This window comes from Sporosarcina sp. Y1009 (assembly GCF_057669865.1).
This window is the reverse complement of sequence record NZ_JBYHFO010000002.1, coordinates 229,829-255,557: the sequence shown is the minus strand read 5'-3', so window position 1 is coordinate 255,557 and position 25,729 is coordinate 229,829. Positions and strand designations below refer to the sequence as shown.

26 protein-coding genes are annotated in these 25,729 nt (G+C 39.9%); all 26 read left to right on the top strand.

The genetic code is table 11. The features are described 5' to 3' along the window. The first annotated feature begins 28 nt into the window (after positions 1–28). The 26 genes from fapR (at position 29) to codY (ending at position 25,604) form a co-directional block, all read left to right on the top strand. Positions 29–613, top strand: a complete 585-nt coding sequence (gene fapR, locus AC25Y1_RS03935) for a transcription factor FapR (RefSeq protein ID WP_488146642.1) — start codon at positions 29–31, stop codon at positions 611–613. Next, positions 610–1,602, top strand: coding sequence for a phosphate acyltransferase PlsX (gene plsX / locus AC25Y1_RS03930; protein ID WP_488146641.1), 993 nt, complete (start codon positions 610–612; stop codon positions 1,600–1,602). The genes fapR and plsX overlap by 4 nt, the downstream gene beginning before the upstream one ends. Next, positions 1,599–2,537 carry an ACP S-malonyltransferase gene (gene fabD, locus AC25Y1_RS03925; protein WP_488146640.1) on the top strand — a complete coding sequence of 313 codons (939 nt, stop codon included), beginning with the start codon at positions 1,599–1,601 and terminating at the stop codon, positions 2,535–2,537. The genes plsX and fabD overlap by 4 nt, the downstream gene beginning before the upstream one ends. Continuing rightward, complete coding sequence (fabG, locus tag AC25Y1_RS03920) at positions 2,534–3,280, top strand: 3-oxoacyl-[acyl-carrier-protein] reductase (RefSeq protein WP_488146639.1); 747 nt, start codon at positions 2,534–2,536, stop codon at positions 3,278–3,280. The genes fabD and fabG overlap by 4 nt, the downstream gene beginning before the upstream one ends. 51 nt (positions 3,281–3,331) lie before the next feature. Continuing rightward, entirely contained in the window at positions 3,332–3,568 is a 237-nt protein-coding gene (locus AC25Y1_RS03915) for an acyl carrier protein (protein ID WP_488146638.1), read from the top strand. A gap of 587 nt (positions 3,569–4,155) precedes the next feature. Beyond that, on the top strand, positions 4,156–4,923 hold the full coding sequence (rnc, locus tag AC25Y1_RS03910) for a ribonuclease III (RefSeq protein ID WP_488146637.1): 768 nt from the start codon (positions 4,156–4,158) through the stop codon (positions 4,921–4,923). Next, a complete protein-coding gene (gene smc / locus AC25Y1_RS03905; protein ID WP_488146636.1) occupies positions 4,924–8,481 on the top strand; it encodes a chromosome segregation protein SMC in 3,558 nt (1,185 codons plus the stop codon). Positions 8,482–8,500: 19 nt separating this feature from the next. Then, positions 8,501–9,499 carry a signal recognition particle-docking protein FtsY gene (gene ftsY, locus AC25Y1_RS03900; RefSeq protein ID WP_488146635.1) on the top strand — a complete coding sequence of 333 codons (999 nt, stop codon included), beginning with the start codon at positions 8,501–8,503 and terminating at the stop codon, positions 9,497–9,499. Between the two features lie 70 nt (positions 9,500–9,569). Beyond that, positions 9,570–9,905, top strand: coding sequence for a putative DNA-binding protein (locus tag AC25Y1_RS03895; protein ID WP_488146634.1), 336 nt, complete (start codon positions 9,570–9,572; stop codon positions 9,903–9,905). A gap of 12 nt (positions 9,906–9,917) precedes the next feature. Further along, positions 9,918–11,273, top strand: a complete 1,356-nt coding sequence (gene ffh / locus AC25Y1_RS03890) for a signal recognition particle protein (RefSeq protein ID WP_488146633.1) — start codon at positions 9,918–9,920, stop codon at positions 11,271–11,273. Positions 11,274–11,386: 113 nt separating this feature from the next. Beyond that, on the top strand, positions 11,387–11,659 hold the full coding sequence (gene rpsP / locus AC25Y1_RS03885) for a 30S ribosomal protein S16 (protein ID WP_488146632.1): 273 nt from the start codon (positions 11,387–11,389) through the stop codon (positions 11,657–11,659). Positions 11,660–11,704: 45 nt separating this feature from the next. Continuing rightward, entirely contained in the window at positions 11,705–11,938 is a 234-nt protein-coding gene (locus AC25Y1_RS03880) for a KH domain-containing protein (protein ID WP_488146631.1), read from the top strand. A 66-nt stretch (positions 11,939–12,004) separates the two neighbouring features. Next, on the top strand, positions 12,005–12,520 hold the full coding sequence (gene rimM, locus AC25Y1_RS03875) for a ribosome maturation factor RimM (RefSeq protein ID WP_488146630.1): 516 nt from the start codon (positions 12,005–12,007) through the stop codon (positions 12,518–12,520). After that, positions 12,517–13,254, top strand: coding sequence for a tRNA (guanosine(37)-N1)-methyltransferase TrmD (gene trmD / locus AC25Y1_RS03870; protein ID WP_488146629.1), 738 nt, complete (start codon positions 12,517–12,519; stop codon positions 13,252–13,254). The genes rimM and trmD overlap by 4 nt, the downstream gene beginning before the upstream one ends. Before the next feature lie 132 nt (positions 13,255–13,386). Continuing rightward, positions 13,387–13,734, top strand: a complete 348-nt coding sequence (gene rplS / locus AC25Y1_RS03865; RefSeq protein WP_488146628.1) for a 50S ribosomal protein L19 — start codon at positions 13,387–13,389, stop codon at positions 13,732–13,734. Between the two features lie 101 nt (positions 13,735–13,835). Next, positions 13,836–14,393, top strand: coding sequence for a signal peptidase I (gene lepB / locus AC25Y1_RS03860; protein ID WP_488146627.1), 558 nt, complete (start codon positions 13,836–13,838; stop codon positions 14,391–14,393). An 18-nt stretch (positions 14,394–14,411) separates the two neighbouring features. Next, entirely contained in the window at positions 14,412–15,281 is an 870-nt protein-coding gene (ylqF, locus tag AC25Y1_RS03855) for a ribosome biogenesis GTPase YlqF (RefSeq protein WP_488146626.1), read from the top strand. Between the two features lie 90 nt (positions 15,282–15,371). Next, on the top strand, positions 15,372–16,163 hold the full coding sequence (gene rnhB, locus AC25Y1_RS03850; protein WP_488146625.1) for a ribonuclease HII: 792 nt from the start codon (positions 15,372–15,374) through the stop codon (positions 16,161–16,163). A gap of 185 nt (positions 16,164–16,348) precedes the next feature. Continuing rightward, positions 16,349–17,509, top strand: coding sequence for an ADP-forming succinate--CoA ligase subunit beta (gene sucC, locus AC25Y1_RS03845; protein ID WP_488146624.1), 1,161 nt, complete (start codon positions 16,349–16,351; stop codon positions 17,507–17,509). A 17-nt stretch (positions 17,510–17,526) separates the two neighbouring features. Beyond that, the gene (sucD, locus tag AC25Y1_RS03840) at positions 17,527–18,429 is read left to right on the top strand and encodes a succinate--CoA ligase subunit alpha (RefSeq protein WP_488146623.1); all 903 of its coding nucleotides are present in this window, start codon (positions 17,527–17,529) and stop codon (positions 18,427–18,429) included. Between the two features lie 69 nt (positions 18,430–18,498). Then, on the top strand, positions 18,499–19,386 hold the full coding sequence (gene dprA, locus AC25Y1_RS03835; protein ID WP_488146622.1) for a DNA-processing protein DprA: 888 nt from the start codon (positions 18,499–18,501) through the stop codon (positions 19,384–19,386). 112 nt (positions 19,387–19,498) lie between these two features. Then, positions 19,499–21,571 (top strand): type I DNA topoisomerase, encoded by a 2,073-nt coding sequence (gene topA / locus AC25Y1_RS03830; protein ID WP_488146621.1) that lies wholly within the window; start codon positions 19,499–19,501, stop codon positions 21,569–21,571. Between the two features lie 309 nt (positions 21,572–21,880). Continuing rightward, positions 21,881–22,780, top strand: coding sequence for a tyrosine recombinase XerC (xerC, locus tag AC25Y1_RS03825; protein WP_488146620.1), 900 nt, complete (start codon positions 21,881–21,883; stop codon positions 22,778–22,780). Between the two features lie 14 nt (positions 22,781–22,794). Beyond that, positions 22,795–23,334 carry an ATP-dependent protease subunit HslV gene (hslV, locus tag AC25Y1_RS03820; protein ID WP_488146619.1) on the top strand — a complete coding sequence of 180 codons (540 nt, stop codon included), beginning with the start codon at positions 22,795–22,797 and terminating at the stop codon, positions 23,332–23,334. Continuing rightward, the gene (gene hslU / locus AC25Y1_RS03815; RefSeq protein ID WP_488146618.1) at positions 23,334–24,740 is read left to right on the top strand and encodes an ATP-dependent protease ATPase subunit HslU; all 1,407 of its coding nucleotides are present in this window, start codon (positions 23,334–23,336) and stop codon (positions 24,738–24,740) included. Before hslV ends, hslU begins: the two co-directional genes overlap by 1 nt. A gap of 87 nt (positions 24,741–24,827) precedes the next feature. Next, positions 24,828–25,604, top strand: a complete 777-nt coding sequence (gene codY / locus AC25Y1_RS03810; RefSeq protein ID WP_488146617.1) for a GTP-sensing pleiotropic transcriptional regulator CodY — start codon at positions 24,828–24,830, stop codon at positions 25,602–25,604. Positions 25,605–25,729 lie beyond the last annotated feature (125 nt).

Genomic DNA, 25,729 nt, shown 5'->3' with positions numbered 1-25,729 from the left:
CCAAGTGCTAATTCGGAAGGTGAAACGATTGCGAATGCCTAAAAAAGAGAGGCAATTACTTCTCAAAAAGTTGGTAGAACAAGATCCGTTTTTGACAGATGAAGACCTGTCGAAACGGTATGACGTAAGCGTTCAAACAATTCGATTGGACAGACTTGAATGCGGAATACCAGAACTACGAAAAAGATTAAAAAGAGTCGCTTCGCAGTCGATGGCAGGCGAAGTTAAATCACTAAGTTCCGACGAAATAATTGGAGACATTATCGATATAGAACTTGATAAACGAGCATTGTCAATTTTTGATGTTACAATAGACCACGTCTTCCAACGAAATGGAATTGCGCGTGGACATCACTTATTTGCTCAAGCAAATTCACTTGCTGTTGCGGTTATGGATGAGGACCTTGCTTTGACAGTAAAGTCATCGATTGATTTTCTGAAACCAGTGAAAGCCGGCGACCGGGTCGTTGCGCGTGCAGAAGTTAAAAAAGATAGTAATATGGTAAATCGAACACTTGTTGAAGTCGTTTCCAAAGTCGGGGATGTAGTCGTATTTACAGGCCAATTTTACATGTACCGGACGACGGAACGTAAACAGGAGGAATTATTATGATTATCGCTATAGACGGAATGGGCGGAGACAACGCGCCTGAAGAAATAATAAAAGGTGCGTTGAAAAGTATCGAGGCTTTTGACGACATACATATACATATATTCGGGGATGAAAAAGCAATAGCCCCATACTTAGAAGAACATGATCGATTAACAGTCATTCATTGCACAGAAATTATCGAACCAGAGGATGAGCCTGTTCGAGCAATTCGGCGAAAAAAAGATGCCTCAATGGTTCGTATGGCACAAGCTGTTAAGGACGGTACGGCACAAGCGGGTGTTTCCGCGGGAAATACAGGCGCACTTATGGCAGCAGGCCTTTTTATTGTTGGGCGAATCGATGGAATTGAACGACCTGCACTTGCCCCGACTCTTCCAACAGTAGACGGCCAGGGATTTGTCATGCTCGATTTAGGGGCTAACTCTGATGCAAAACCAAGTCATCTCGGACAATACGCAGTGATGGGAAGTATTTATGCTGAAAAAGTGCGTGGCATTTCTAATCCACGAATCGGTTTATTAAACATCGGAACTGAAGAAGGAAAAGGAAATGAATTGACAAAAGCGGCATACGACGTCTTGAAAGCTGCTCCAATTAACTTTATTGGAAACGTAGAAGCGCGTGATTTATTAATGGGTGTAGCGGATGTCGTTGTTACGGACGGCTTTACAGGAAATATGGTATTAAAAGCAATCGAAGGAACTGCACTTGGCTTTTTCACGATGTTGAAAGATGTTTACACGTCTTCATTAAAAACAAAAGTTTCCGCTGCACTTGTAAAAAGTGAACTTGGCGGGTTGAAAAAGAAAATGGACTACTCGGAATACGGCGGGGCTGGCTTATTCGGTCTTAACGCTCCGGTGATAAAAGCGCACGGTTCATCGAATGAAAATGCGATTTACAATGCGATTCGCCAAGCGCGGACAATGGTTGAATACGATGTGAGCGGAACAATCCGTAAAACGATTGGAGAGGGGCGGAAAGAATGACGAAAATTGCATTTGTTTTCCCAGGACAAGGATCGCAATCTGTCGGGATGGGACAAGAACTTGCAGAAAAAGATGGACAATATTTTAAGAAAGCTGATGAAGTACTCGGTTTCTCATTGAGTAATTTTATTTTAGAAGGGCCACAAGAGGAACTAACAGTGACGTATAATGCACAGCCTGCACTGCTTACGGTCGGATCAATGATTGCTTCAATATTAGTGGAAGAAGGCATTACACCAGACTATACAGCGGGACATAGTTTAGGCGAATATACGGCGCTTGTTGCTTCTGGAGTACTATCATTTGAAGATGGTGTATCCGCTGTACATAAACGCGGACTTTACATGAATGAGGCGGTTCCAGCGGGTGTTGGGGCGATGGCTGCAATTCTCGGTTTGGACGGCGAGGCTGTAACAAAAGTAACTGATTCCATAACTGCAAACGGTGACGCAGTCCAACCTGCAAATTTAAATTGCCCAGGTCAAATTGTTATTTCAGGAACAAAAGCAGGCGTAGAAAAAGCTTGTATCGAGTTAAAAGAAGCTGGCGCTAGAAGAGCAATTCCGCTCGACGTTAGTGGGCCATTTCACTCTTCACTGATGGAACCGGCAGCACAAAAGCTAAAAGATACACTAGATGAAATATCAATGAAAGATGCACAGATTCCATTGATTGCAAATGTCAACGCATCGATTGTCGAGAATAGTGATGAAATAAAAGGCTCGCTCGTTGAACAATTGTATTCCCCTGTTTTATGGGAAGCTTCAGTTCGTACAATGCTTAACAACGGCGTTACACATTTTATTGAATGTGGTCCGGGTAAAGTACTTAGCGGTTTAATCAAGAAAATAGATCGTTCAGCTAAAGTATTTCCGGTTTATGATAAAGAATCGTTAGAAGCGGTCATTGAGGCTTCGAAAGGATGGTCAAAATGAGTAGATTTGAAGGGAAAGCAGCAATCGTTACAGGCGCATCCCGTGGGATTGGGCGAGAAATTGCACTCAATCTTGCAAATGAAGGCGCAAAAGTTGTTGTCAATTACAGCGGCAGTAAAGACAAGGCCGATGAAGTTGTTGAGTTAATCAAAAATGCTGGTGGAGAAGCGTTTGCTATTAAAGCAGATGTGTCGAATCAAGATAGCGTTAAAAAAATGATTGACGAGACGATTGCAACATTCGGCTCAATTGATATACTTGTTAACAACGCTGGTATTACAAGAGATAATCTATTGATGCGCATGAAAGAAGACGAGTGGGACGATGTCATTAATATTAATTTAAAAGGCGTTTTCCTCTGCACGAAAGGCGTGACGCGTCAGATGATGAGGCAGCGCGCAGGGAAAATTGTGAACGTCGCATCAATCGTCGGCGTTTCAGGTAATCCAGGTCAAGCCAACTATGTAGCTGCTAAAGCTGGTGTGATTGGATTAACGAAAACAACAGCAAAAGAGCTTGCGACAAGAAATATCAATGTCAATGCTGTTGCACCTGGATTCATTACAACGGATATGACAGAGACATTAAGTGAAGACGTTCAAAAACAAATGCTAGCAAATATCCCGCTTGGTAAACTAGGCAGTCCTGAAAACGTGGCGAAAACAGTCTTGTTCTTGCTTTCAGAAGACGCTGCTTATATTACGGGACAAACGATCCATGTTGACGGCGGAATGGTCATGTAATCTTGAACAATATCCATAAGTAAGTATAATCATCGAGGGGAGGTGACAGATTTGGCAACAGTAGTAGAACGTGTAAAGAAAGTAATCGTCGACCGCCTTGGCGTTGATGAAAGTGAAGTTAAAATTGAAGCATCCTTCCGTGATGACCTCGGTGCAGACTCTTTAGATGTAGTTGAGCTCGTAATGGAATTAGAAGATGAGTTCGATATGGAAATTTCCGATGACGACGCAGAAAAAATCGGCACAGTCGGTGACGCAGTTACGTATATCGAAGCAAAAGTTAACTAATTTATAGGTGAAATTATTTATTAATTCATCGCGTGGTAGTGAAATCTAATTTGATTTCATACCAACATATTAGAGACGTATCTATCCGATCGAAAGAAAGGATAGGGTGCGTCTCTTTTTAGTTGGTTGGGGCAAACAGTTGCATTTCAGGTGAGACAAAGGTCACGAGTTGCAAGCAAAACCTATTTGAGTGCAAGCAAATACGAGCGATTGCCATTTTCAAGATACCCAACCAGTAAAATGACATTTATAGTTGATTGGAGTGGAGGGCGGCGACTCCAACGGGATGTAGCGACCGAGGAGGAGGGAAAGATTGAACTGTATCTTTCCGCACTTATCCGCCCGCCCCGTGGAACGCGTGAAGTGCGAAAGAGAAGTTCGCTCTTTCCTTGCCCGGAACGGACATCAACGGTATAGCAAACAAATTCGAGTTCACTGACCAATGAATTGTTCAAGCACTTGGTAAACTTACAATGTTTCACTTTTCCCACACAACTAAACACCATCTACCTCTTTTGCCCTTTGCACTTACAGGCTGAACAAGGTAAAATTAGAGGCATCATGTTTTGAAAGGTAGAATCGTTCTTATGACAGGTAAACGTAACACGGAAACAAATAAAAAAACAACACAACTTCCACTAGTTGTACGAAACAAATTTGATGAACTACAACAAAGGCTATCAATCCCATTTGAAAACCCTTCCCTTTTATACAACGCTTTTACCCATTCATCTTATGTGAATGAGCATCGAAGAAAGAATTTCATGGATAATGAACGACTTGAATTTTTAGGTGATGCGGTACTTGAACTTGGTGTTTCGCAGCATTTATATTCAACGGAACCAGGAATGAGTGAAGGTGCATTAACAAAACTCAGAGCAGCAATTGTTTGCGAACCAGCACTCGTAAAATTCGCCAACGAATTAGAGTTTGGCCAGTATGTCTTACTCGGTAAAGGTGAAGAGCAGACCGGGGGAAGAATGCGTCCTGCTCTTCTCGCTGACGTTTTCGAAGCATTCATCGGCGCATTATATATCGATCAGGGCATGGATGCAGTCACGCAATTCTTGGATACAGTTGTTCTTCCGAAAATTAGTAACGGTGCTTTTTCGCATGTGATGGATTACAAAAGTAAGCTTCAAGAAATTATTCAGCAATCGAATAATGGACAACTACAGTATGAAATAATTGAGGAAAAGGGTCCAGCACACGCAAAAACTTTTGTCACGATTGTTAAACTCGATGACGTTCAGCTTGGAACTGGTGATGGTAAATCAAAAAAAGAAGCAGAACAAGAAGCTGCCCGACATGCAATTATCAAACTGAATAGTGAGCAGGTTGAAGGGGAGATTTAAATGTTTCTGAAAAGACTTGAAATAATTGGTTTTAAATCATTTGCCGAGAGAATTGGCATTGACTTCGTTCCGGGTGTGACGGCGGTTGTAGGACCGAACGGGAGTGGGAAAAGTAATATTACAGACGCCATTCGATGGGTCCTAGGAGAACAATCTGCAAAATCTCTTCGTGGTGCAAAAATGGAAGACGTCATATTCGCAGGAAGCGATTCACGGAAACCGTTAAACTTTGCTGAAGTAACCTTAATCTTAGATAATAGCAAAAGTCTTTTTCCACTTGATTACACTGAAATTAGTGTAAGTCGTCGCGTGTTCCGCTCAGGGGAAAGCACGTATTTATTGAACGGACAACAATGTAGATTATTGGATATCAATAATGTATTTATGGATTCGGGGCTTGGCAAAGAAGCTTTTTCCATCATCTCACAAGGACGTGTGGATGAAATTCTAAATAGTAGGCCTGAGGATCGTCGGAGCATCTTTGACGAAGCTGCAGGTGTTTTAAAATATCGAAATCGAAAACGTAAAGCAGAACATAAATTATTTGAAACGGCCGATAATCTGGACCGAGTGCTAGATATTCTAAAAGAGCTCGAGATCCGAATTGAACCGCTAAAAAGTCATGCTAATGCAGCAAAAAAACATGCCGAACTAACAGAAGAAACGCGTGAAGTAGATAGTTTCTTGTTAAATTATGATGCAGGAAAATATCGTGTGGATATTGAGGCGAAACTAGAAGAAGCAAAAAAACTCGATGCAAAGCAACATCAGCTTAAGACAGCCACTGTTGAATCAGAAGAAGAGTCAAATCGATTAAAAACAAGGCTTGTCACAATTGACCGTGAGTTAGAAACGTTGCAGCAGAAACTTGTTGATGTTAGTGCGGAAACAGAGAAGTGGGAAGGTCGGCGCCTTCTATCTTTAGAAAAAGAACGAAATGCCACTGTTCAGATCGAGCGTCTACAAAGTGATTTTTTGTCTTTAGAAGAAGAGAAGTCTGAACTACTCGAAAAACTAGGGCAATCGGAGACAAAGTTAAAGTCTCTCACAGTCGAATCCAATGCAATTTCAACCGAGATGAATGATATCTCTCAAATTCTAAAGCGTTCTGTAGCTGAAACAGAAAATGAAATCGAAGAGTTAAAAGCCACTTATATCGACCGATTGAATGAAGAAGCTACACTTCGAAATGAGATGAAACATACAACGGAACGTCTTCAAGGAGAAAAGTACTCTTCAGAAAGAATCAATGAAAAAACAGCAACGCTGCTCAAACGTCAACAAGAATTAGTAGGAGAGAAAACAGAAAAAGAGCGAGGACTCGCCGTTCTAACGAAAAAAACGAGAGAAGCTAGTGCTGCTTTTGAAAACAATACCTCTGAACTTCGTGAAGCTGAGAGCGAGCTAAGCAAAAAACAACAACTTTTACAACAAGCCTATAATAAGCAACATGAAATGCAGGGACGTTTGCGCGCATTAAAAAGCTTGGAAGCTGATTTTTCTGGATTTTATTCAGGTGTAAAAGAAGTGCTCGTTGCGCGGAAATCGGGGAATTTAAATGGCATCAACGGTGCGGTTGCTGAGTTAATTACCGTTGAAAATGACTTTGTTAAAGCAGTTGAAACGGCTCTTGGTGGCGCGATGCAGCATATTGTCACCACATCTGAGTCGGATGCAAGAAAGGCTATTGGCTATTTAAAATCACGTAATGCTGGTCGTGCGACATTTCTTCCACTAGATGTAATAAAGTCTAGAAAATTGCAGGCAGGAACAATTAGGTCAATTGAGCAACATCCAGAATTCATCAATACCGCTGATGAGTTAGTGCAAGTCAAAGGTCCATATAAATCAATTATGGAAAACCTACTAGGAAACGTTCTGGTATCTAAAACACTTGCTGGCGCATCAGAAATTGCTAAAGCAGTCAATTATCGATTTAGGGTCGTTACACTTAATGGAGACATTGTGAATGCAGGTGGATCACTTACTGGTGGTGGAACGAAAGGCCGTGCTACCGTCTTCTCGAGAAAAGCAGAGCTCGAAACATTACAAGGGCAAGTGGCTCAAATGGCTACTTCACTTGCCGTAGCAGAGAATTCTATTGGCGAAACAAAAATGAAAGTTGCCGAGTTTATGCAAAAAACGGAGCAATCTCGAAAGTTAAATGGGCAATTACAATTAGAAGTAGCTGCCGCAGAGTCTGGTATTCGAGAAACGGAAATCGCGTTAAATGCTATCGAAATTGAGAGCGCATCTGTAGAATTAGGAAGACGGGGTGCAGAAACAACTGGCTCTGAACTTGAAAACAGAAAAGTGGAGTTAGAACAAAAACATCAACAGTTACTGGTGAATTTGGAATCGATAAAAAGTGACATTGAAGCACTCGAACGTCTTGCGAAAAATCGTAGAAATGAAGAAGCTTCGTTAACTTCTAGGTTAACGAGTTTACGTGAGCGTGCGGCTGTTTTACGTGAACAAATATCGTATGAAAAAGCAGCCATCAACGACATGAAACAAAAGTTAGAAGCAGCAAAGCGAAAAATGACAACAATTTCTACAGAACTAGATTATATCAATGGCATAGACGGCACGGAAAATTTAACAGCTGAAGAAATCTCTATACAAATTGATAAAACCCTAACTGAAAGAACTCATATTGAATCGGCAATTGTAAAATATAGAGCAGATAGAGTAGAGCAGTCGAAAAGTATTGAAGTAAAAGAGAAGGATTTACGAGCGTTGAGATCGAATGTGGAAAAGATGAACGTTAAACATAATAATTTGTCCATCGAATTATCTCGTTTGGAAGTTCAATACGAGACGATTACGGGCCGTTTGCTTAACGAATATGGTTTGCGTCCTGATTTCCAGTCAACGATTGCATTTGATGAAGACATGATGCGTGAAAAATTAATTGTCCTGAAACGAGAATTGTCGGAAATAGGTCCAGTTAATCCAGGAGCCATTGAAGAATTCCAGGAAGTTTCCGAACGCCATACATTTTTGACTGAACAACGAAATGATTTGTTGGAAGCAAAAACAACGCTACAAGAGGCCATGTCTGAAATGGATGAAGAGATGACTTCTAGGTTTTCCTCCACATTTAATGCAGTTCAAAGTCGATTCAGAAATGTCTTCAAGGAAATGTTCGGTGGTGGAAATGCAGACTTAATACTAACTAATCCAAATAATTTACTTGAAACAGGTGTCGATATTGTTGCACGTCCGCCTGGCAAGAAACTGCAAAACCTAAGTCTATTATCAGGTGGGGAACGCGCTTTAACTGCAATTTCCCTGTTGTTCGCAATCATCGAAGTTCGTCCAGTGCCATTTTGTATTCTAGATGAAGTCGAGGCAGCACTCGATGAAGCAAACGTAATACGTTATAGTAAATACTTGAAAAAGTTTTCGGATAAGACCCAGTTCATTGTCATTACACATCGCAAAGGAACGATGGAGGGTGCAGATGTTTTATATGGAATTACTATGCAGGAATCCGGTGTGTCAAAACTAATTTCTGTGAAACTATCCGAAGTACCAGAAGAAGCAATATTGTAAAAGTATGGAGGGGTATTGATTGTCTTTTTTTAAGCGAATGAAAGAAAAAATTACAGGGACAAATGAAGCAGTAACAGGTAAATTTAGAGACGGTTTAACAAAAACACGTGACCAATTTACTTCAAAAGTGAATGATTTAGTAGCTCGCTTCAGAGAAGTAGATGAAGAGTTTTTTGAAGAACTTGAAGATCTGCTGCTTCAAGCGGATGTTGGTTTTGAAACGGTAATGGAGCTAATTGACGAACTTAAACTTGAAGTTAAACGCAAAAACATTAAAAGCACAGAAGGCATTCAAACGGTTATTTCTGAAAAACTCGTTGAAATATATGAGCGAGGCGAAGAAGTGAGTAGTGAGTTAAATATCCAAGAAGAGGGTTTAACTGTCATTTTAATGGTTGGTGTAAATGGTGTCGGAAAAACGACTACTATTGGAAAGCTTGCGGCTCGCCTCATGAACGAAGGGAAAACAGTCATGCTAGCAGCTGGAGATACTTTTAGAGCAGGTGCAATTGATCAATTGGTCGTCTGGGGAGAGCGAGCTGGAGTAGAAGTTATTCGTCAATCAGAAGGTTCCGATCCTGCAGCGGTCATGTACGACGCAGTCCATGCTGCCAAAAATCGTAAAGTGGATGTCCTGATATGTGATACCGCAGGAAGGCTTCAAAACAAAGTGAACTTGATGAATGAATTACAAAAAGTTCGTCGTGTCATTAGCAATGAGGTTGAAGGAGCACCTCATGAAGTACTTTTGGCACTTGATGCGACAACGGGGCAAAATGCATTAGTTCAAGCAGAAACGTTCCAGGAAGCGACAGATGTAACTGGAATTGTCCTTACAAAACTAGACGGAACAGCAAAAGGCGGTATTGTTTTAGCAATTCGTAAGAAACTCAATATCCCTGTTAAATTCGTTGGTTTAGGCGAGCAAGTGGATGATTTACAACCATTCGACCCTGAGAAATATGTGTATGGCTTATTTGCCAATGAACTCGACCAACAGTTTGAAGAAGACAAGTAAAATCACTTGACAGCAACTTCGCTTCGTACTATGCTAACTTGGAACAAAACGAATTGGGGAGGCTTTTCATTTGGCGCTCATTAAAACAACACGCATAAACTTCCTCTTCGACTTTTATCAGTCTTTATTGACTGATAAACAAAGAATATATATGGAATTATACTATCTTGAAGATTATTCACTAGGAGAAATTGCGGGGGAGTTTGGGATATCACGTCAAGCTGTTTATGATAATGTCCGTCGCTCTGAAGTGATGCTTGAAGATTATGAAATGAAATTGAATTTATTTTCGAAATTCCAAAAGCGTCTAGAGATTATCGAATCATTAGATCAGCGATTGGCGGACTCTGAGATTAGTTCCGATGAAATTAAGGAAACACTGATAACATTAAAAGATTATTTGTAGGAGGCACCGGGCATGGCATTTGAAGGTTTAGCTGAGCGACTGCAAGGGACGCTCCAAAAAATTAGAGGCAAAGGTAAGGTTAACGAAGCAGACGTAAAAGAAATGATGCGAGAAGTCCGTTTTGCGCTAATTGAAGCAGATGTTAACTTAAAAGTTGTTCGTGAATTTGTAAAAACAGTGAGTGAAAAAGCGATTGGTCAAGATGTGATGAAGAGTTTAACACCTGGACAGCAAGTCGTTAAAATTGTTAAAGATGAATTGACGAATTTAATGGGCGGCGAGCAGGAACCGATTAATTTTTCTAGAAAATCACCAACGGTTATTATGATGATCGGTCTTCAAGGTGCGGGTAAAACAACCACTACAGGGAAACTATCCGCATTACTAAGAAAAAAGCATAATAGAAAACCATTGCTAGTAGCAGCGGACGTCTACCGTCCAGCGGCGATTGAACAACTTGAAACATTAGGAAAGCAATTGACGATTCCGGTTTTTTCACGTGGGACAGATATTTCACCTGTAGAAATCGTTCGTCAAGCACTAGTTGAAGCCGATAAAGAACATCATGATATTGTGATTATTGATACTGCAGGTAGATTACATGTAGATGAAAAACTGATGCAAGAGCTAAAAGATATCCACGAACTCGCATCTCCTGATGAAGTATTCTTAGTTGTCGATGCGATGACGGGACAAGATGCTGTTAATGTTGCGCAAAATTTTAATGAGACAGTTGGCATTACTGGTGTTGTCTTAACGAAATTGGACGGTGACACAAGAGGGGGAGCTGCGCTTTCGATTCGTTCTGTTACTGGAAAACCGATTAAGTTTATCGGTGTCGGTGAACGAATGGACGCACTGGAAGCCTTTCACCCTGAACGTATGGCATCGCGGATTCTTGGTATGGGAGATGTCATGTCGCTCATTGAAAAAGCGCAAGAGAATGTTGATGAAGATAAAGCGAAAGAGCTGGAAGAGAAGTTTCGAACGCAATCATTTACGCTAGACGACTTTTTAGAGCAATTGCAACAAGTGAAGAAAATGGGTCCACTAGATGAGCTGCTTAAGATGATGCCTGGTGCTGGTAAGATTAAAGGGCTAGAAAATGCACAAGTGGATGAGGGGCAGATGGGTCGCGTAGAAGCTGTCATCCAATCGATGACAACAAAAGAGCGGACTAATCCAGAAATCATTAATGCAAATAGACGCAAACGTATTGCAAAAGGATCTGGTACTTCTATTCAAGAAGTGAACCGGCTGCTGAAGCAATTTGAAGAAATGAAAAAAATGGTCAAACAGATGACGAACATGCAACAAAAAGGAAAAAGAGGTATGAAAATGCCTGGATTAGATTCTTTTTTCAAGTAAAAAAGTCGATTTTAAAAAGAAATTTAAGGTGTTAAGAGAAAACCCTTTACAAACAAAGAAAAGCTTGTTAATATAATATCTTGTGTGAAACTATTCGGAGGTGCAATAAAAAAATGGCAGTTAAAATTCGTCTTAAACGTATTGGAGCAAAGAAAACTCCTTTCTATCGTATTGTAGTAGCGGACTCACGTTCACCACGTGACGGTCGTCAAATCGTGACTGTGGGAACTTATAACCCGCTTACAAAACCGGCAGAACTTAAAATTGATGAAGAGCTAGCGCTCAAATGGCTACAGAACGGTGCTCAACCTTCTGACACAGTCCGCAACCTGTTTTCTGACCAAGGCATCATGGAGAAATTCCATAACGCTAAACACGGTAAGTAATAACTTACTGCCCGCTTAGGTGGGGTAATCTCAGGAGGGGTGTACATGCAGCAGCTGATTGAAACGATTGTAAAACCATTAGTCGATTTTCCCGATGAAGTTCGGGTTAAGAAAGATGAGCAGGAAAGCCGAGTTACGTACAAACTTTCTGTAAATGCCGAGGATATGGGCAAAGTAATAGGAAAGCAAGGACGCGTTGCTAAAGCAATCCGAACTATTGTTTATTCAGCCGCGGGTAGTCACCACGGTAAAAGAGTGTTTGTCGATATTGTAGATTGATAGAAGGGGGGAGGAGCTTATGTTCCTTCCTCCTTTTTGAACTTTTTCTTAAGGATGGTGTGTCTGATGAATTGGTATAATGTAGGTAAAATCGTGAACACCCATGGAATTATGGGGGAGGTCCGTGTGATTTCAAGTACAGATTTCCCAGAAGAACGTTATGCAATCGGTAGTAATCTTGGTTTGTTTATGCCTGGAAGCGAGAAACCGATTAGTTTAACTGTTGCAAGTCATCGAAAACATAAAAACTTTGATCTCTTAACATTTGAAAATCATCCCTATTTACAGGATGTCGAAGCATACAGAGATGGAGTTTTAAAAGTATCAGAAGATAAACTTGGACAATTAGAAGATGGTGTTTTTTATCATCACGAAATTATTGGATGTCAAGTTGTAACAATAGAGGGAACAGAAATTGGACAAGTGACTGAAATCTTGGAAACTGGGGCAAATGATGTGTGGACTGTAAAACCTGTAACAGGAAAATTACAATATATCCCCTATATTGATGATGTTGTTAAAGAAATCGACATTGACAATAATAAAATTGTCATTGATCCGATTGAAGGGCTGCTTTCATGAAAATCGACATCCTTTCTTTATTTCCGGAAATGTTTGAAGGCGTGTTACATTCGTCAATTATGAAAAAAGCTCAACAGAATGAGGCTGTGGAATTTGATGTAGTAGATTTTCGAGACTACTCTGAGAATAAGCATCATAAAGTCGATGATTATCCTTACGGTGGTGGTGCGGGAATGCTGTTGAAGCCAGAGCCGTTATTTGCTGCTGTAGAAGCTGTAGCATCAAAAGGAGACACGAAGCCTCGCGTCATCCTTATGTGCCCTCAAGGAGAGCGTTTCACGCAAAGAAAAGCAGAGGAGCTCGCGAAAGAAGAGCACCTCGTTTTCGTCTGCGGCCATTATGAAGGCTATGATGAACGGATCCGCGAACACCTTGTGACAGAAGAGCTATCACTTGGAGACTTTGTTTTAACGGGTGGCGAAATTGCCGCCATGGCGGTTGTGGATAGTGTAGTTCGGTTATTGCCAAACGTACTTGGCAATGAAGATTCTCCTATAATGGACTCATTTTCAACGGGGTTATTAGAACATCCACAATACACCAGACCTGCAAACTTCAACGGTATGGAAGTACCTGAAGTGCTGTTATCAGGCAATCATGCAAAAATATTGCAATGGCGTGAAGAACAATCACTGATTCGTACATTCGAAAGAAGAAAAGATTTACTGGAGAATGCAACGTTAACTGAACACCAAGAGAAGTTATTAAGACAACTTAAAAATAAAGAAAAATAAATTAGAAGCTGTTGCATCATGCTTTGCTTTGTGGTAATATCTACTATGTACTTCTATGTGGAGTACATACTGACTGGTGTTCCGCTGCAAAGCTTAATGTGCAAGAGCATCTGTGGAGAAGGAGAGAAAATCATGCAAAACATTATTGCAGAAATTACAAAAGATCAGCTTCGTTCTGATGTACCAGAATTCCGTGCGGGAGACACTGTTCGTTTGCACGTAAGAATTGTGGAAGGAACGCGTGAGCGTATCCAATTATACGAAGGTGTAGTAATTAAGCGTCGCGGTGGCGGCATTAGTGAAACATTCACAGTTCGTAAAATTTCTAATGGTGTTGGTGTTGAACGTACATTCCCTGTACACACGCCAAAAATCGAGAAAATTGACGTGATTCGCCGTGGTAAAGTTCGTCGTGCGAAATTGTACTACCTACGTAGTCTTCGCGGAAAAGCTGCACGAATCAAAGAACTTCGTAAATAATAAGACTGACTCAGGAGGCCACGAAATGTGGTCTCCTTTCTTTTTGCCCTAAATATGAATAGAATGTATAGTAGAGAGAGTAGATGCGGGAGGCATGTGGAATGGAAGAGAAGAAAGCCAAAAATGAATCATGGGAATGGATAAAAGCATTATTAATTGCGTTTGGGTTAGCTGCACTGATACGTGTATTTCTATTTACACCAATTGTAGTAGATGGCATTTCGATGATGCCGACATTAGAAGACGGCGACCGAATGATTGTAAACAAGATAGGTTATACAATTGGTGAGCCTGATCGATTCGACATCGTTGTCTTCCATGCGCCAGAACAAAAAGATTATATTAAACGAATTATTGGGCTACCTGGAGATACAGTGGAATATCTTGATGATGTTTTATATATTAACGGAGAACCAATGGAAGAACCTTATTTAAATGAGTTTAAAGAAGGGGTAGCAGACGGTCCGTTTACGGAAGATTTTACACTTGAAGGAAAACTAAATAGTGAAGTTGTACCGGAGGATCATGTATTTGTTCTCGGTGATAACCGTAGAAAAAGTAAAGATTCACGACATATAGGTGTCGTTCCAGTAGACGAAATTATTGGTAGTACAAAAATTGTTTTCTGGCCAGTAAAAGATTTCGGTTTTGTTAAATGATTGTATGGAGGTAAAGAAATGACGATTCAATGGTTTCCGGGACATATGGCAAAAGCCCGTAGAGAAGTAACAGAACAATTAAAGTTAGTCGATATAGTATTTGAATTAGTCGATGCACGACTTCCTCTTTCATCGAGAAATCCAATGATTGATGAAGTAATTCATCAAAAGCCAAGACTGCTAATATTAAATAAAGCAGACCTTGCGGATAGCACAGAAACGACAAAGTGGATTAAGTTTTTTGAAGATGAAGGAACCCACGCGGTTGCCATAAATTCGTTTCAAGGGCAGGGTTTGCAAACAGTTACAAAAGCAGCAAAGGAAATCCTGGCGCCAAAAATTGAACGTATGAAAAAAAGAGGGATTCGACCAGGTGCGATTCGTGCAATGATTGTCGGCATTCCGAATGTAGGGAAATCGACATTGATCAATCGACTTGCCAAGAAGAATGTTGCTAAAACTGGAAATAAGCCTGGTGTTACAAAAGCACAACAATGGATTAAGTACGAAAAAGAACTCGAATTACTAGATACACCTGGAATACTTTGGCCTAAATTTGAAGATAAAGAGGCGGCCTATAAACTTGCAATTACAGGTGCAATTAAAGACACATTGCTTAACATGGAAGACTTGGCATTATATAGCCTGAGGTTTTTAGAGCGAAACTACCCAAATCGACTTTTAGAGCGATACGGCGTATCAACTATTGGGGAAGGTCAAGATGATATCATTGAACTGTTCAATGGAATTGGATCTCGCCGCAAGGTCTACACAAGCGGTGGCGAAATAGATTATGATAAAGTCTCTGAAATAATCGTACAAGATATCCGAAATGAATATTTAGGAAAATTGACTTTCGATAATGTAGAACTAGCGAAAGAAAACTAAAAGCCGATGTGATCGCATAATTCATGCGGCATTCGGCTTTTTCTACTTAGGTCATACTTTTGTTACAAAATTTAAGTTGTAGGTGAAATGATGCTGACTGTAAAAGAAATTGAAGAGAAACTTAAAACACACCAAGAACCTGTTTTATGGATGGATGAACTTAAAAATGATCAAAGAGCTGGTGTCCAAAAAGCCCTTGCACGTTGGCAACGTAATTATGCCCGAAAAGTACTTAGAAACGAGGAGCATCTAGCTAAAATAGCCTTTGATCAATCATATGCCCCGTTTACTAATGCCTTGGTCGCAGGAGTCGACGAAGCAGGAAGGGGACCGCTAGCGGGTCCGGTAGTCACTGCAACGGTTATATTACCAACGGAAGTGCCGGAACTCATCGGACTTGATGACTCCAAAGCGATTCCAAAGGAAAAAAGAGAACAATTTGCAAAGATAATCCGTCAAGTTGCCGTCGCCTATTCTATTCATATTCAATCAGCAGATAAAATTGATACATTAAATATTTACGAAGCGACCCGTGCATCAATGGAAAAAGCAGTTGCTACACTTTCAGTAAAACCGGATTTTGTAATTGCGGATGCAATGCAACTCAAAACCGATTGTCAAACAGCATCTGTAATCAAAGCCGATGCGAAAAGTTTAGTTGTAGCCGCCGCATCCATTCTCGCGAAAACAACTCGGGATTCAATAATGGATACATTACATAATGATTTTCCAATGTATAATTTCGCGAAAAATGCAGGCTATGGCACGAAAGAGCACTTGTTGGCTATCAATGAATACGGTCCATGCAAACACCATCGCAAAACATTCGAACCGATTAAGTCAATTATTGCCGATGAAACGCAAAGACTCATTTTCGAATGATAGTTACTTAGATTTGTTATGCTCGATGAGTTTTAATATTCTTTTTTGTCATTAGGGTAATTTTAATGGTCAAACTTACAAGATTCGATAATTTGAACATCATATGTGGACATTGTTTGACATCTTTATTACAATGAATAAGGCAGTAAATTAAAAGAGTTATAAGTTTGATTGGAGGATGTAAGATGAATATCCATGAATATCAAGGCAAGCAGCTTTTACGTAATTATGGTGTAGCTGTTTCAAACGGAATTGTCGCGTTTTCTCCGGAAGAAGCGGTTAAAGCGGCGAAGCAACTAAGCACAGACGTTTATGTTGTTAAAGCACAAATACACGCAGGTGGCCGTGGTAAAGCAGGCGGTGTTAAGATTGCTAAAAATCTTGACGAAGTACGCGCATATGCAAAAGAACTACTCGGCAAAGTTTTAGTAACAGACCAAACAGGTCCAGAAGGTAAAGAGATTAAACGTCTTCTTATTGAAGAAGGATCAAATATTGAAAAAGAATATTACATAGGCCTAGTGCTTGATAGTGCAACAGACCGTGTAACGCTTATGGGATCTGAAGAAGGCGGAGTTGACATTGAAGCAGTAGCTGAAGCAACGCCTGAAAAGATTTTCAAAGAAATCATTGATCCAGTTGTTGGATTGACAGGTTTCCAAGCACGACGTATGGCATTTAATATGAATATTCCAAAGAAGCTAGTTAACAAAGCAGCTAACTTTATGTTAGGTCTTTACAAAGTATTCATTGAAAAAGATGCATCCACAGTAGAGATTAATCCACTCGTAACGACTACTGAAGGAGATATCTTGGCATTGGATGCGAAGTTTAACTTCGACGAAAGTGCACTTTATCGTCACAAAGATATTGTTGAACTTCGTGACTTCGATGAAGAAGATTCCAAAGAAATTGAAGCTTCAAAGTATGACTTAAGCTATATTTCACTCGACGGAAATATCGGTTGCATGGTTAACGGTGCGGGTCTTGCGATGGCTACGATGGACACAATCAATTACTACGGCGGCTCACCCGCTAACTTCCTTGACGTTGGGGGCGGTGCGACTGCTGAAAAAGTTACAGAAGCATTCAAAATCATTCTTTCAGATGAAGCTGTTAAAGGAATCTTCGTTAACATTTTCGGTGGAATTATGAAGTGTGACGTTATTGCAGAAGGTGTAATTACAGCTGCTAAAGAAGTAGGTCTTCAAGTACCACTTGTTGTTCGTTTAGAAGGTACAAACGTTGATAAAGGAAAAGCTTTATTGAACGAATCAGGACTAAACATCATCGCTGCAGATTCTATGGCAGACGGTGCACAAAAGATTGTTGAACTCGTAGGCTAAGAAAGGCAGGGACAAACATGAGTATTTATATTAATAAAGATACAAAAGTTCTCGTACAAGGAATTACAGGTTCCACAGCACTTTTCCATACGAAAGAAATGCTTGAGTATGGAACGAAAATTGTTGCTGGCGTAACACCTGGAAGAGGCGGAGAAACTGCTGAAGGAGTACCAGTTTTCAATACAGTGAAGGATGCTGTTCAAGAAACAGGTGCGAACGTTTCAGTAATTTATGTTCCAGCACCATTCGCTGCGGATGCAATTATGGAAGCAGTAGATGCTGAACTTGATATGGCTATTTGTATCACAGAGCATATTCCAATTTTAGATATGGTTAAAGTTAAACGTTATATGGAAGGCAAGAAAACACGTCTTGTCGGCCCGAACTGCCCAGGTGTAATTACATCTGACGAATGTAAAATTGGTATCATGCCAGGATACATTCATACAAAAGGCCATGTAGGCGTTGTTTCCCGTTCAGGTACATTGACGTATGAAGCTGTACATCAATTAAGCCAAGCGGGCATTGGTCAAACAACAGCTGTTGGAATCGGTGGAGACCCTGTAAATGGGACGAACTTCATCGATGTGCTGAAGGAATTCAATGAAGATCCTGAAACATATGCAGTTGTGATGATTGGTGAAATCGGTGGTTCAGCTGAAGAAGAAGCAGCTGAGTGGATCAAAGAGAACATGACAAAACCTGTTGTTGGATTCATCGGTGGTCAAACAGCACCTGAAGGAAAACGTATGGGACATGCTGGTGCAATTATTTCAGGCGGTAAAGGTACTGCAGCTGAAAAAATTAAAGCATTAAATGCTGCTGGCGTTCAAACTGCTGACACACCATCTGTCATCGGTGAAACATTAATCAAAGTAATTAAAGAAAAAGGTCTTTACGAAAAGTGTAAAACACATTAATATAGAAAGTGCAGTGTATTCTGAAAATACACTGCACTTTTTTTATATGACCAAAATGGAGGTATGTGAATGAGTTTATCTGAAAGCGAAAGAAATTTACTGGCTTTACATTATCTCTTTCCAGTTCCTAAAAACCGTTTGAATGGGCTCCTCGAGATCGACCCCAATCTCGATTATTTCCATACATACTCGGCAGAACGATTGGCCTTTTTATTGAAAATTAAAAGTGATAAAGCGGTCTATTTAAAGGAAAATTACTTAAAAACTAGACTGACTCCGTATGAAGAACTCTATAAACAACATAGAATAACCTCAATTCCTTTCACGCATTCCTTATATCCAAAACAATTATTAGAATTGATCGATCCACCAACGATTTTGTATACCAAAGGGGATACAACAATATTGACTGAAACGTTTAAAGTAGCGATTATTGGCTCGCGAAAGGCATCTTCGTACTCTAGAAACGTGATGTCGCTCATTGTCCCACCACTTGTTGCAAATCATACAGTCATTGTGTCTGGTCTAGCTAAAGGTGCAGATACGATGGCACATCAAGCAACGATGTTCTATGGAGGAAAGACGATTGCTGTTTTAGGGCATGGATTATTCCACCTTTACCCTTCTGAAAACAAGGAACTAGCAAAAGAAATCAGTGAAAACCACTTGCTTCTTTCGGAATATCCACCGTATGTAAAACCGGAAAGATGGACATTTCCAATGCGAAACCGTATCATTAGTGGGCTGTCGGATGCGGTGATTGTAACAGAATCTGCCAGTAAGAGTGGAACGATGAGTACAGTTGAACATGCACTAGATCATGGGAAGCACATCTTTGCTGTTCCAGGGTCAGTCATGTCAAGTCTTTCAGAAGGCCCAAATAAGCTGATAGATGAAGGTGCACAGCCATTGTGGAATGGTTTTCAGGTGGTTGGTTCACTCTTAAAACAAACTTGATTAGAACAATTTATACTAGAAAGTTTGCTTTTATATGAAATCTAGTATACATTTTGCAACAGATATTCTTTTGTAGAATAAATACAAAACCTCTATAAGGGGGAAGAATTATATGGCAGATTATTTAGTAATAGTAGAGTCCCCAGCTAAAGCAAAAACGATCGAACGCTATCTAGGGAAAAAATATAAAGTAAGTGCATCACTTGGTCATTTAAGAGATCTTCCGAAAAGTCAAATGGGTGTCGACACCGAAAAAAATTACGAACCGAAGTATATTACAATTCGTGGTAAAGGCCCAATCCTGGCAGAATTAAAGAAAGAAGCGAAAAAAGTCAAGAAAATTTACCTTGCAGCTGACCCGGACAGAGAAGGGGAAGCGATTGCCTGGCATTTAGCGCAACAACTTGGCGTAGACATTGAATCTGATTGTCGAGTCGTTTTTAACGAAATAACAAAAGAAGCCATTAAAGCGTCTTTTAAAAACCCGCGTCCAATTGATATGGATCTCGTCGATTCACAACAAGCGCGAAGAATTTTGGATCGCCTAGTCGGCTACAATATAAGTCCGATTCTTTGGAAAAAAGTAAAGAAAGGCCTTTCAGCTGGACGTGTTCAATCTGTTGCCCTTCGTTTAATCATTGACCGGGAAAATGAGATTAATGCGTTTGAACCGGTTGAATACTGGAGCATTACAGGTCAATTTGGAAAAGAGAAATCAGTATTTGAGGCATCTTTTTTTGGAGATTCAAAGAAAAAGGTTGAACTATCCAATAAAGAAGAAGTTGACCTTGTTCTAGGGAAGATTAAGGGAGATAGCTTTGAAGTTGTAGACGTTGTAAAAAGAGAACGTAAGCGTAATCCCGCAGTACCTTTCATGACATCCTCATTACAACAAGAAGCAGCGCGTAAACTAAATTTCCGAGCAAGAAAAACGATGATGGTTGCGCAGCAGTTATATGAGGGCATAAAAATCGGTAAAGAAATCGTCGGGTTAATAACATATATGAGAACTGACTCTTCACGAATTGCAGACAGTGCTGTTGAAGAGGCTAGGTCATTTATCGAGACGACTTATGGAAAAGAGTATTTAGCAACAATAAAAGCCGCACCTAAAAAAACTAAATCGAATGCACAGGATGCTCACGAAGGAATTCGTCCTACTTCGGTAATGCGACCGCCTGCGGCTATGAAAGCATACTTAACGAACGACCAACTTCGTTTATACAAACTAATTTGGGAGCGACTTGTTGCTAGTCAAATGGCGCCTGCCGTCCTTGATACTGTAAGAGCAGATTTAGTAAACGCTGATGTTCGTTTTCGTGCCACTGGTTCCCAAGTGAAGTTTAAGGGATTTATGAAAGTGTATGTCGAGGGCGATGATGATAAAAAAGAAGAAAAAGATCGCATATTACCTCCGCTTGAAAAAGGCGAGCATATAAAATATGGTGAGATTGAGCCGTTGCAACATTTCACACAGCCGCCACCGAGATTTACAGAATCACGACTTGTACGTACGCTTGAAGAGCTAGGGATAGGCCGACCATCGACATTTGCACCAACACTCGATACAATACAAAGACGTGGATACGTTACATTAGATGCAAAACGTTTTATACCGACAGAACTTGGTGGTATTGTGCATAATGCTGTTAACGAATATTTTCCGGATATTATTGACGTTGAGTTTACTGCGCAAATGGAGAAAGATCTCGATGATGTCGAAGAAGGAAATGAAAAATGGGTTAACGTAATCGACAAATTTTATAAAGATTTTGAAAAACATGTTGAGTTCGCAGATGCCGAAATGGAAAAAATTGAAATAAAAGATGAACCAGCTGGCGAAGACTGTGAAAAATGCGGCGAGCCTATGGTTTACAAACTTGGTAGATACGGAAAATTTATGGCTTGTTCTGGATTCCCGGATTGTCGGAATACAAAAGCTATAATAAAACCAATCGGTGTGCCATGCCCAAGTTGTAAAGAAGGCCAAGTAGTGGAACGTAGAAGTAAAACTAGACGGATTTTTTACGGATGTGATCGTTATCCAGAATGTGAATATGTATCATGGGATAAACCAGTTGCGAGACCGTGTCCAAAATGTGACAACACATTAATTGAAAAGAAATCGAAAAAAGGTGTTAACATTCAGTGTACGGAATGTGAGTATAAAGAGGATTTACAATAGGAAACTAGCAAAATGCGAGGGGCGCCTGCTCCTCTTTTTTGTGCGAAGAATCAATTCGGACTTGTCTTATTTGTGAATATTTTAAGTGTTATAGTTGAAGAATGATATCCATCTATTGTATAGTTGTTCTTGGATGACTTCCGAATTTAGAAACTAATCCGTATCTTGGCAATTGAGCCGCAATTCGTTTTACTACTCCGATTAAAAATTAAAGATTAAAACCCTTCTTGAACAATAAGTGGATTACTTTTCAATTTTATTTTTAATTTGTTATAATAGTATAGGTTTTCATCAAGGAGGGCGAATAGTATGTTGGTCCAACCTTCAACTGTACTCGATGAATATATTACGTACGTGACTTTAGAACGGAATTATTCATCGTATACTGTAGCAGAATATATAAAAGATATTGAAGAGTTCTTTTCGTTTATCACTGTAGAGGGTATCACTGATTTAAACGAGGTCACCTATTCAGAAGCGAGACATTATGTAACGACACTTTATGACAAAGAGTTATCCAGAGCAACAATCTCAAGAAAAATATCCTCAGTGCGCTCTTTTTTCAAATTTGCAAATACGAGATTTGGCATTGTTGATCAAGCTTTTAAGTCGTTATTTCATCCCAAGAAACAAGTGCGATTGCCTTCTTTTTTTTATGAAGATGAAATGAAAGCATTATTTGATGTATGTGAAGGTACGGATAGTAAATCATTACGCGACAGAGCAATCCTTGAGATGCTGTATGCAACTGGAATCCGAGTTAGCGAGCTGACTTCGATTCAATTAAACGATATTGACACTCACCTTGGAATTGTATTGGTGATGGGAAAAGGCAAGAAAGAGCGTTATATTCCTTTTGGTAGCTTTGCGGAAGACGCAATCAATGCCTATGTCGAAAATAGTCGACATAAATTGATGAAAAAGAAGGATCATACAACAATGTTTGTTAATTTACGCGGGGATCCATTAACGGATCGCGGTGTTCGATATATCTTAACGTCGCTAATGGAACGGGCATCACTGAATTCTAAAATTTATCCGCATATGATTCGGCACACTTTTGCAACTCACTTATTATCAAGTGGCGCTGATATGCGTTCGGTACAAGAACTGTTGGGACATTCTCATCTTTCATCAACTCAAGTATATACGCATATAACTAAGGAGCATTTACGGAAGACGTATATGAATACGCATCCGAGAGCATAGGGAGGATGGTTTTTATGGAATTCCATGCAACGACGATATTTGCTATTCGGCATGACGGAGCTTGTGCAATGTCTGGCGATGGGCAAGTGACTGTCGGGAACTCAGTTGTTATGAAACATACGGCAAAAAAAGTACGTAGAATTTTTGGGGGCAAAGTTTTGGCGGGATTTGCTGGATCTGTTGCTGATGCATTCACCTTATTCGATTTATTCGAAGAGAAACTGACCGAATACAATGGCAATCTTCAACGTGCTGCTGTAGAGCTAGCGAAACAATGGCGCGGCGATCGTATGCTGCGCAAGCTTGAAGCTATGCTATTAGTCATGAACAAAGATGAATTGCTTCTAGTCTCCGGTACTGGTGAAGTCATCGAACCTGATGACGGGATACTGGCGATCGGATCTGGCGGACATTATGCATTAGCTGCGGGCCGGGCACTGAAGAAATACAGTGGAGATTCATTGAGTGCAGAACAAATTGCCAAAGCTTCACTAGAAACTGCTGCCGAAATTTGTGTCTTTACAAATGACCAAATTATTGTGGAGGTACTTTAATGACGAAAAGAGAAGAATTAACACCAAAAGAACTCACTTCTCATTTAGATCGGTATATTATTGGTCAGGACAATGCCAAACGTGCAGTTGCAGTAGCGATTCGCAACCGATATAGAAGAAGCCTATTAACAGATGAAGAGAAAAGTGAAATTATCCCAAAAAACATCTTGATGATTGGACCAACTGGAGTAGGGAAAACTGAAATTGCAAGAAGAATTGCCAAGTTAGTTAACGCGCCATTTTTAAAAGTGGAAGCAACGAAGTTCACAGAAGTCGGGTATGTTGGTCGGGATGTTGAGTCGATGGTTCGGGATTTAACCGAGGCTGGTATTCGAATTGTTCGTGCCGAAAAACGCGAAGAAGTACGTGAACAAGCCACTAAACTGGCAAATGAAAGATTGATTAAACTTATTGTTCCGAGTAAAAAGAAATCAAGTGGCGGACAAAATCCATTTGAAATGTTATTCGGTCAAAAGCAAGAAGTAGAAGAGCATGATGATCAAGAAAAAGAAGCGGAAATTCGACAAAAGCGATCTGCTATTACAAAAAGCTTATTGGCGGGTGAACTTGAAGATGAGGAAGTAACTATCGAAGTGACTGAGCAACAACCGTCACTATACGACGCGTTCCAAGGATCAGGCATGGAACAAATGGGTGCGAATATGCAAGATGCTCTATCTTCACTTATGCCTAAAAAGAAAGCCAACCGTAAAATGAAAGTAAAAGATGCACGTGTCGTACTTGAAGCGGAAGAAGCAGATAAGCTTATTGATCATGATGAAATCGCCAGAAAAGCCATCGAGTTGACGGAACAGTCCGGAATCATCTTCCTTGATGAAATGGACAAGATCGCCAGAAGTGAAGGTGCTGGAGGATCTTCTGCTGATGTCTCAAGGGAAGGTGTGCAACGCGACATTTTACCTATAGTAGAAGGCTCAACAGTATCAACTAAGTATGGTGCGGTTAAAACAGACTTTATCTTGTTTATCGCAGCTGGTGCATTCCATATCGCAAAGCCTTCTGATATAATTCCAGAACTTCAAGGTCGTTTTCCAATAAGAGTAGAACTCGACAAATTATCTAAAGATGATTTTGAGAGAATATTAAAGGAACCTGACTTTTCATTAATACGTCAATATGAAAAGTTACTTGCAACTGAAGATGTTCATTTAGACTTTACAGAAGATGCTGTCAGCAGAATTGCTGAAATCGCGTTTGAAGTAAATGATAATACTGAAAATATTGGTGCAAGACGACTCCATACGATTTTGGAAAAGCTTTTAGAAGAAGTTTCCTATGAAGCTGCTGATATCGGTCCTTCTACGATAAAAATAACGCCGACATATGTCGACGAAAAACTACAAGATATTGCAAAAAACAAGGATTTGTCACAATATATCCTATGATCAAGGGTTATTGCTTTATTTAATGATTGAAAACCTTTAGAATATTTGATAAACACATTAACATAAACAATTAGGAGGAAGTATAAAATGTCACTATTAGTAAAAACACGTAAAATTAATGCTATGCTACAAGAATCAGGTGGAGATGCAGTCAATTTTAAAGAAATGGCTGATAAATTAAGTCAAGTGATTGAATGTAACGCATTCATCGTTAGCAGAAAAGGTAAACTACTTGGTCTTGAAATTTTTCACCAAATTGAAAATGATCGTATGAAAGATATGTTTGAAAATCGTCAATTCCCAGAAGACTACACAAAGAAACTTTTCGAAGTAAACGAAACTTCTTCAAACTTGGATATCAACAGTGCATATACTGTATTCCCAGTAGAAAATAAAGACTTATTCGAAGAAGGTCTAACAACAATTGTTCCAATCATTGGTGGTGGAGAGAGATTAGGAACGTTGATTCTTGCAAGAATGACTCAAGAATTCCAAGATGAAGACTTAATCCTTGCTGAATATGGTGCAACTGTTGTAGGTATGGAAATTCTACGTGAAAAAACTGAAGTAATTGAAGTGGAAGCACGTAGCAAAGCAGTAGTTCAAATGGCGATCAATTCACTATCATATAGTGAACATGAAGCAATTGAACATATTTTTAACGAACTAGACGGAGAAGAAGGATTACTCGTTGCATCTAAAATTGCAGACCGTGTAGGAATTACTCGTTCAGTTATCGTTAATGCACTTCGTAAACTTGAAAGTGCTGGCGTTATAGAGTCACGCTCACTAGGGATGAAAGGAACTTATATTAAAGTTCTGAACAACAAATTCTTAGCTGAACTTGAAAGCCAAAAAAACTAAGTAATAGATTTTAGTTCTAAAGCGCCTTCCTTTTTGATTCATAAGAAGGAAGGCGTTTTGTTATTTGTTATGTTTGATAGTTGCAATGTCAATTTCAATATGTTATATTATCAAATGGTATACTA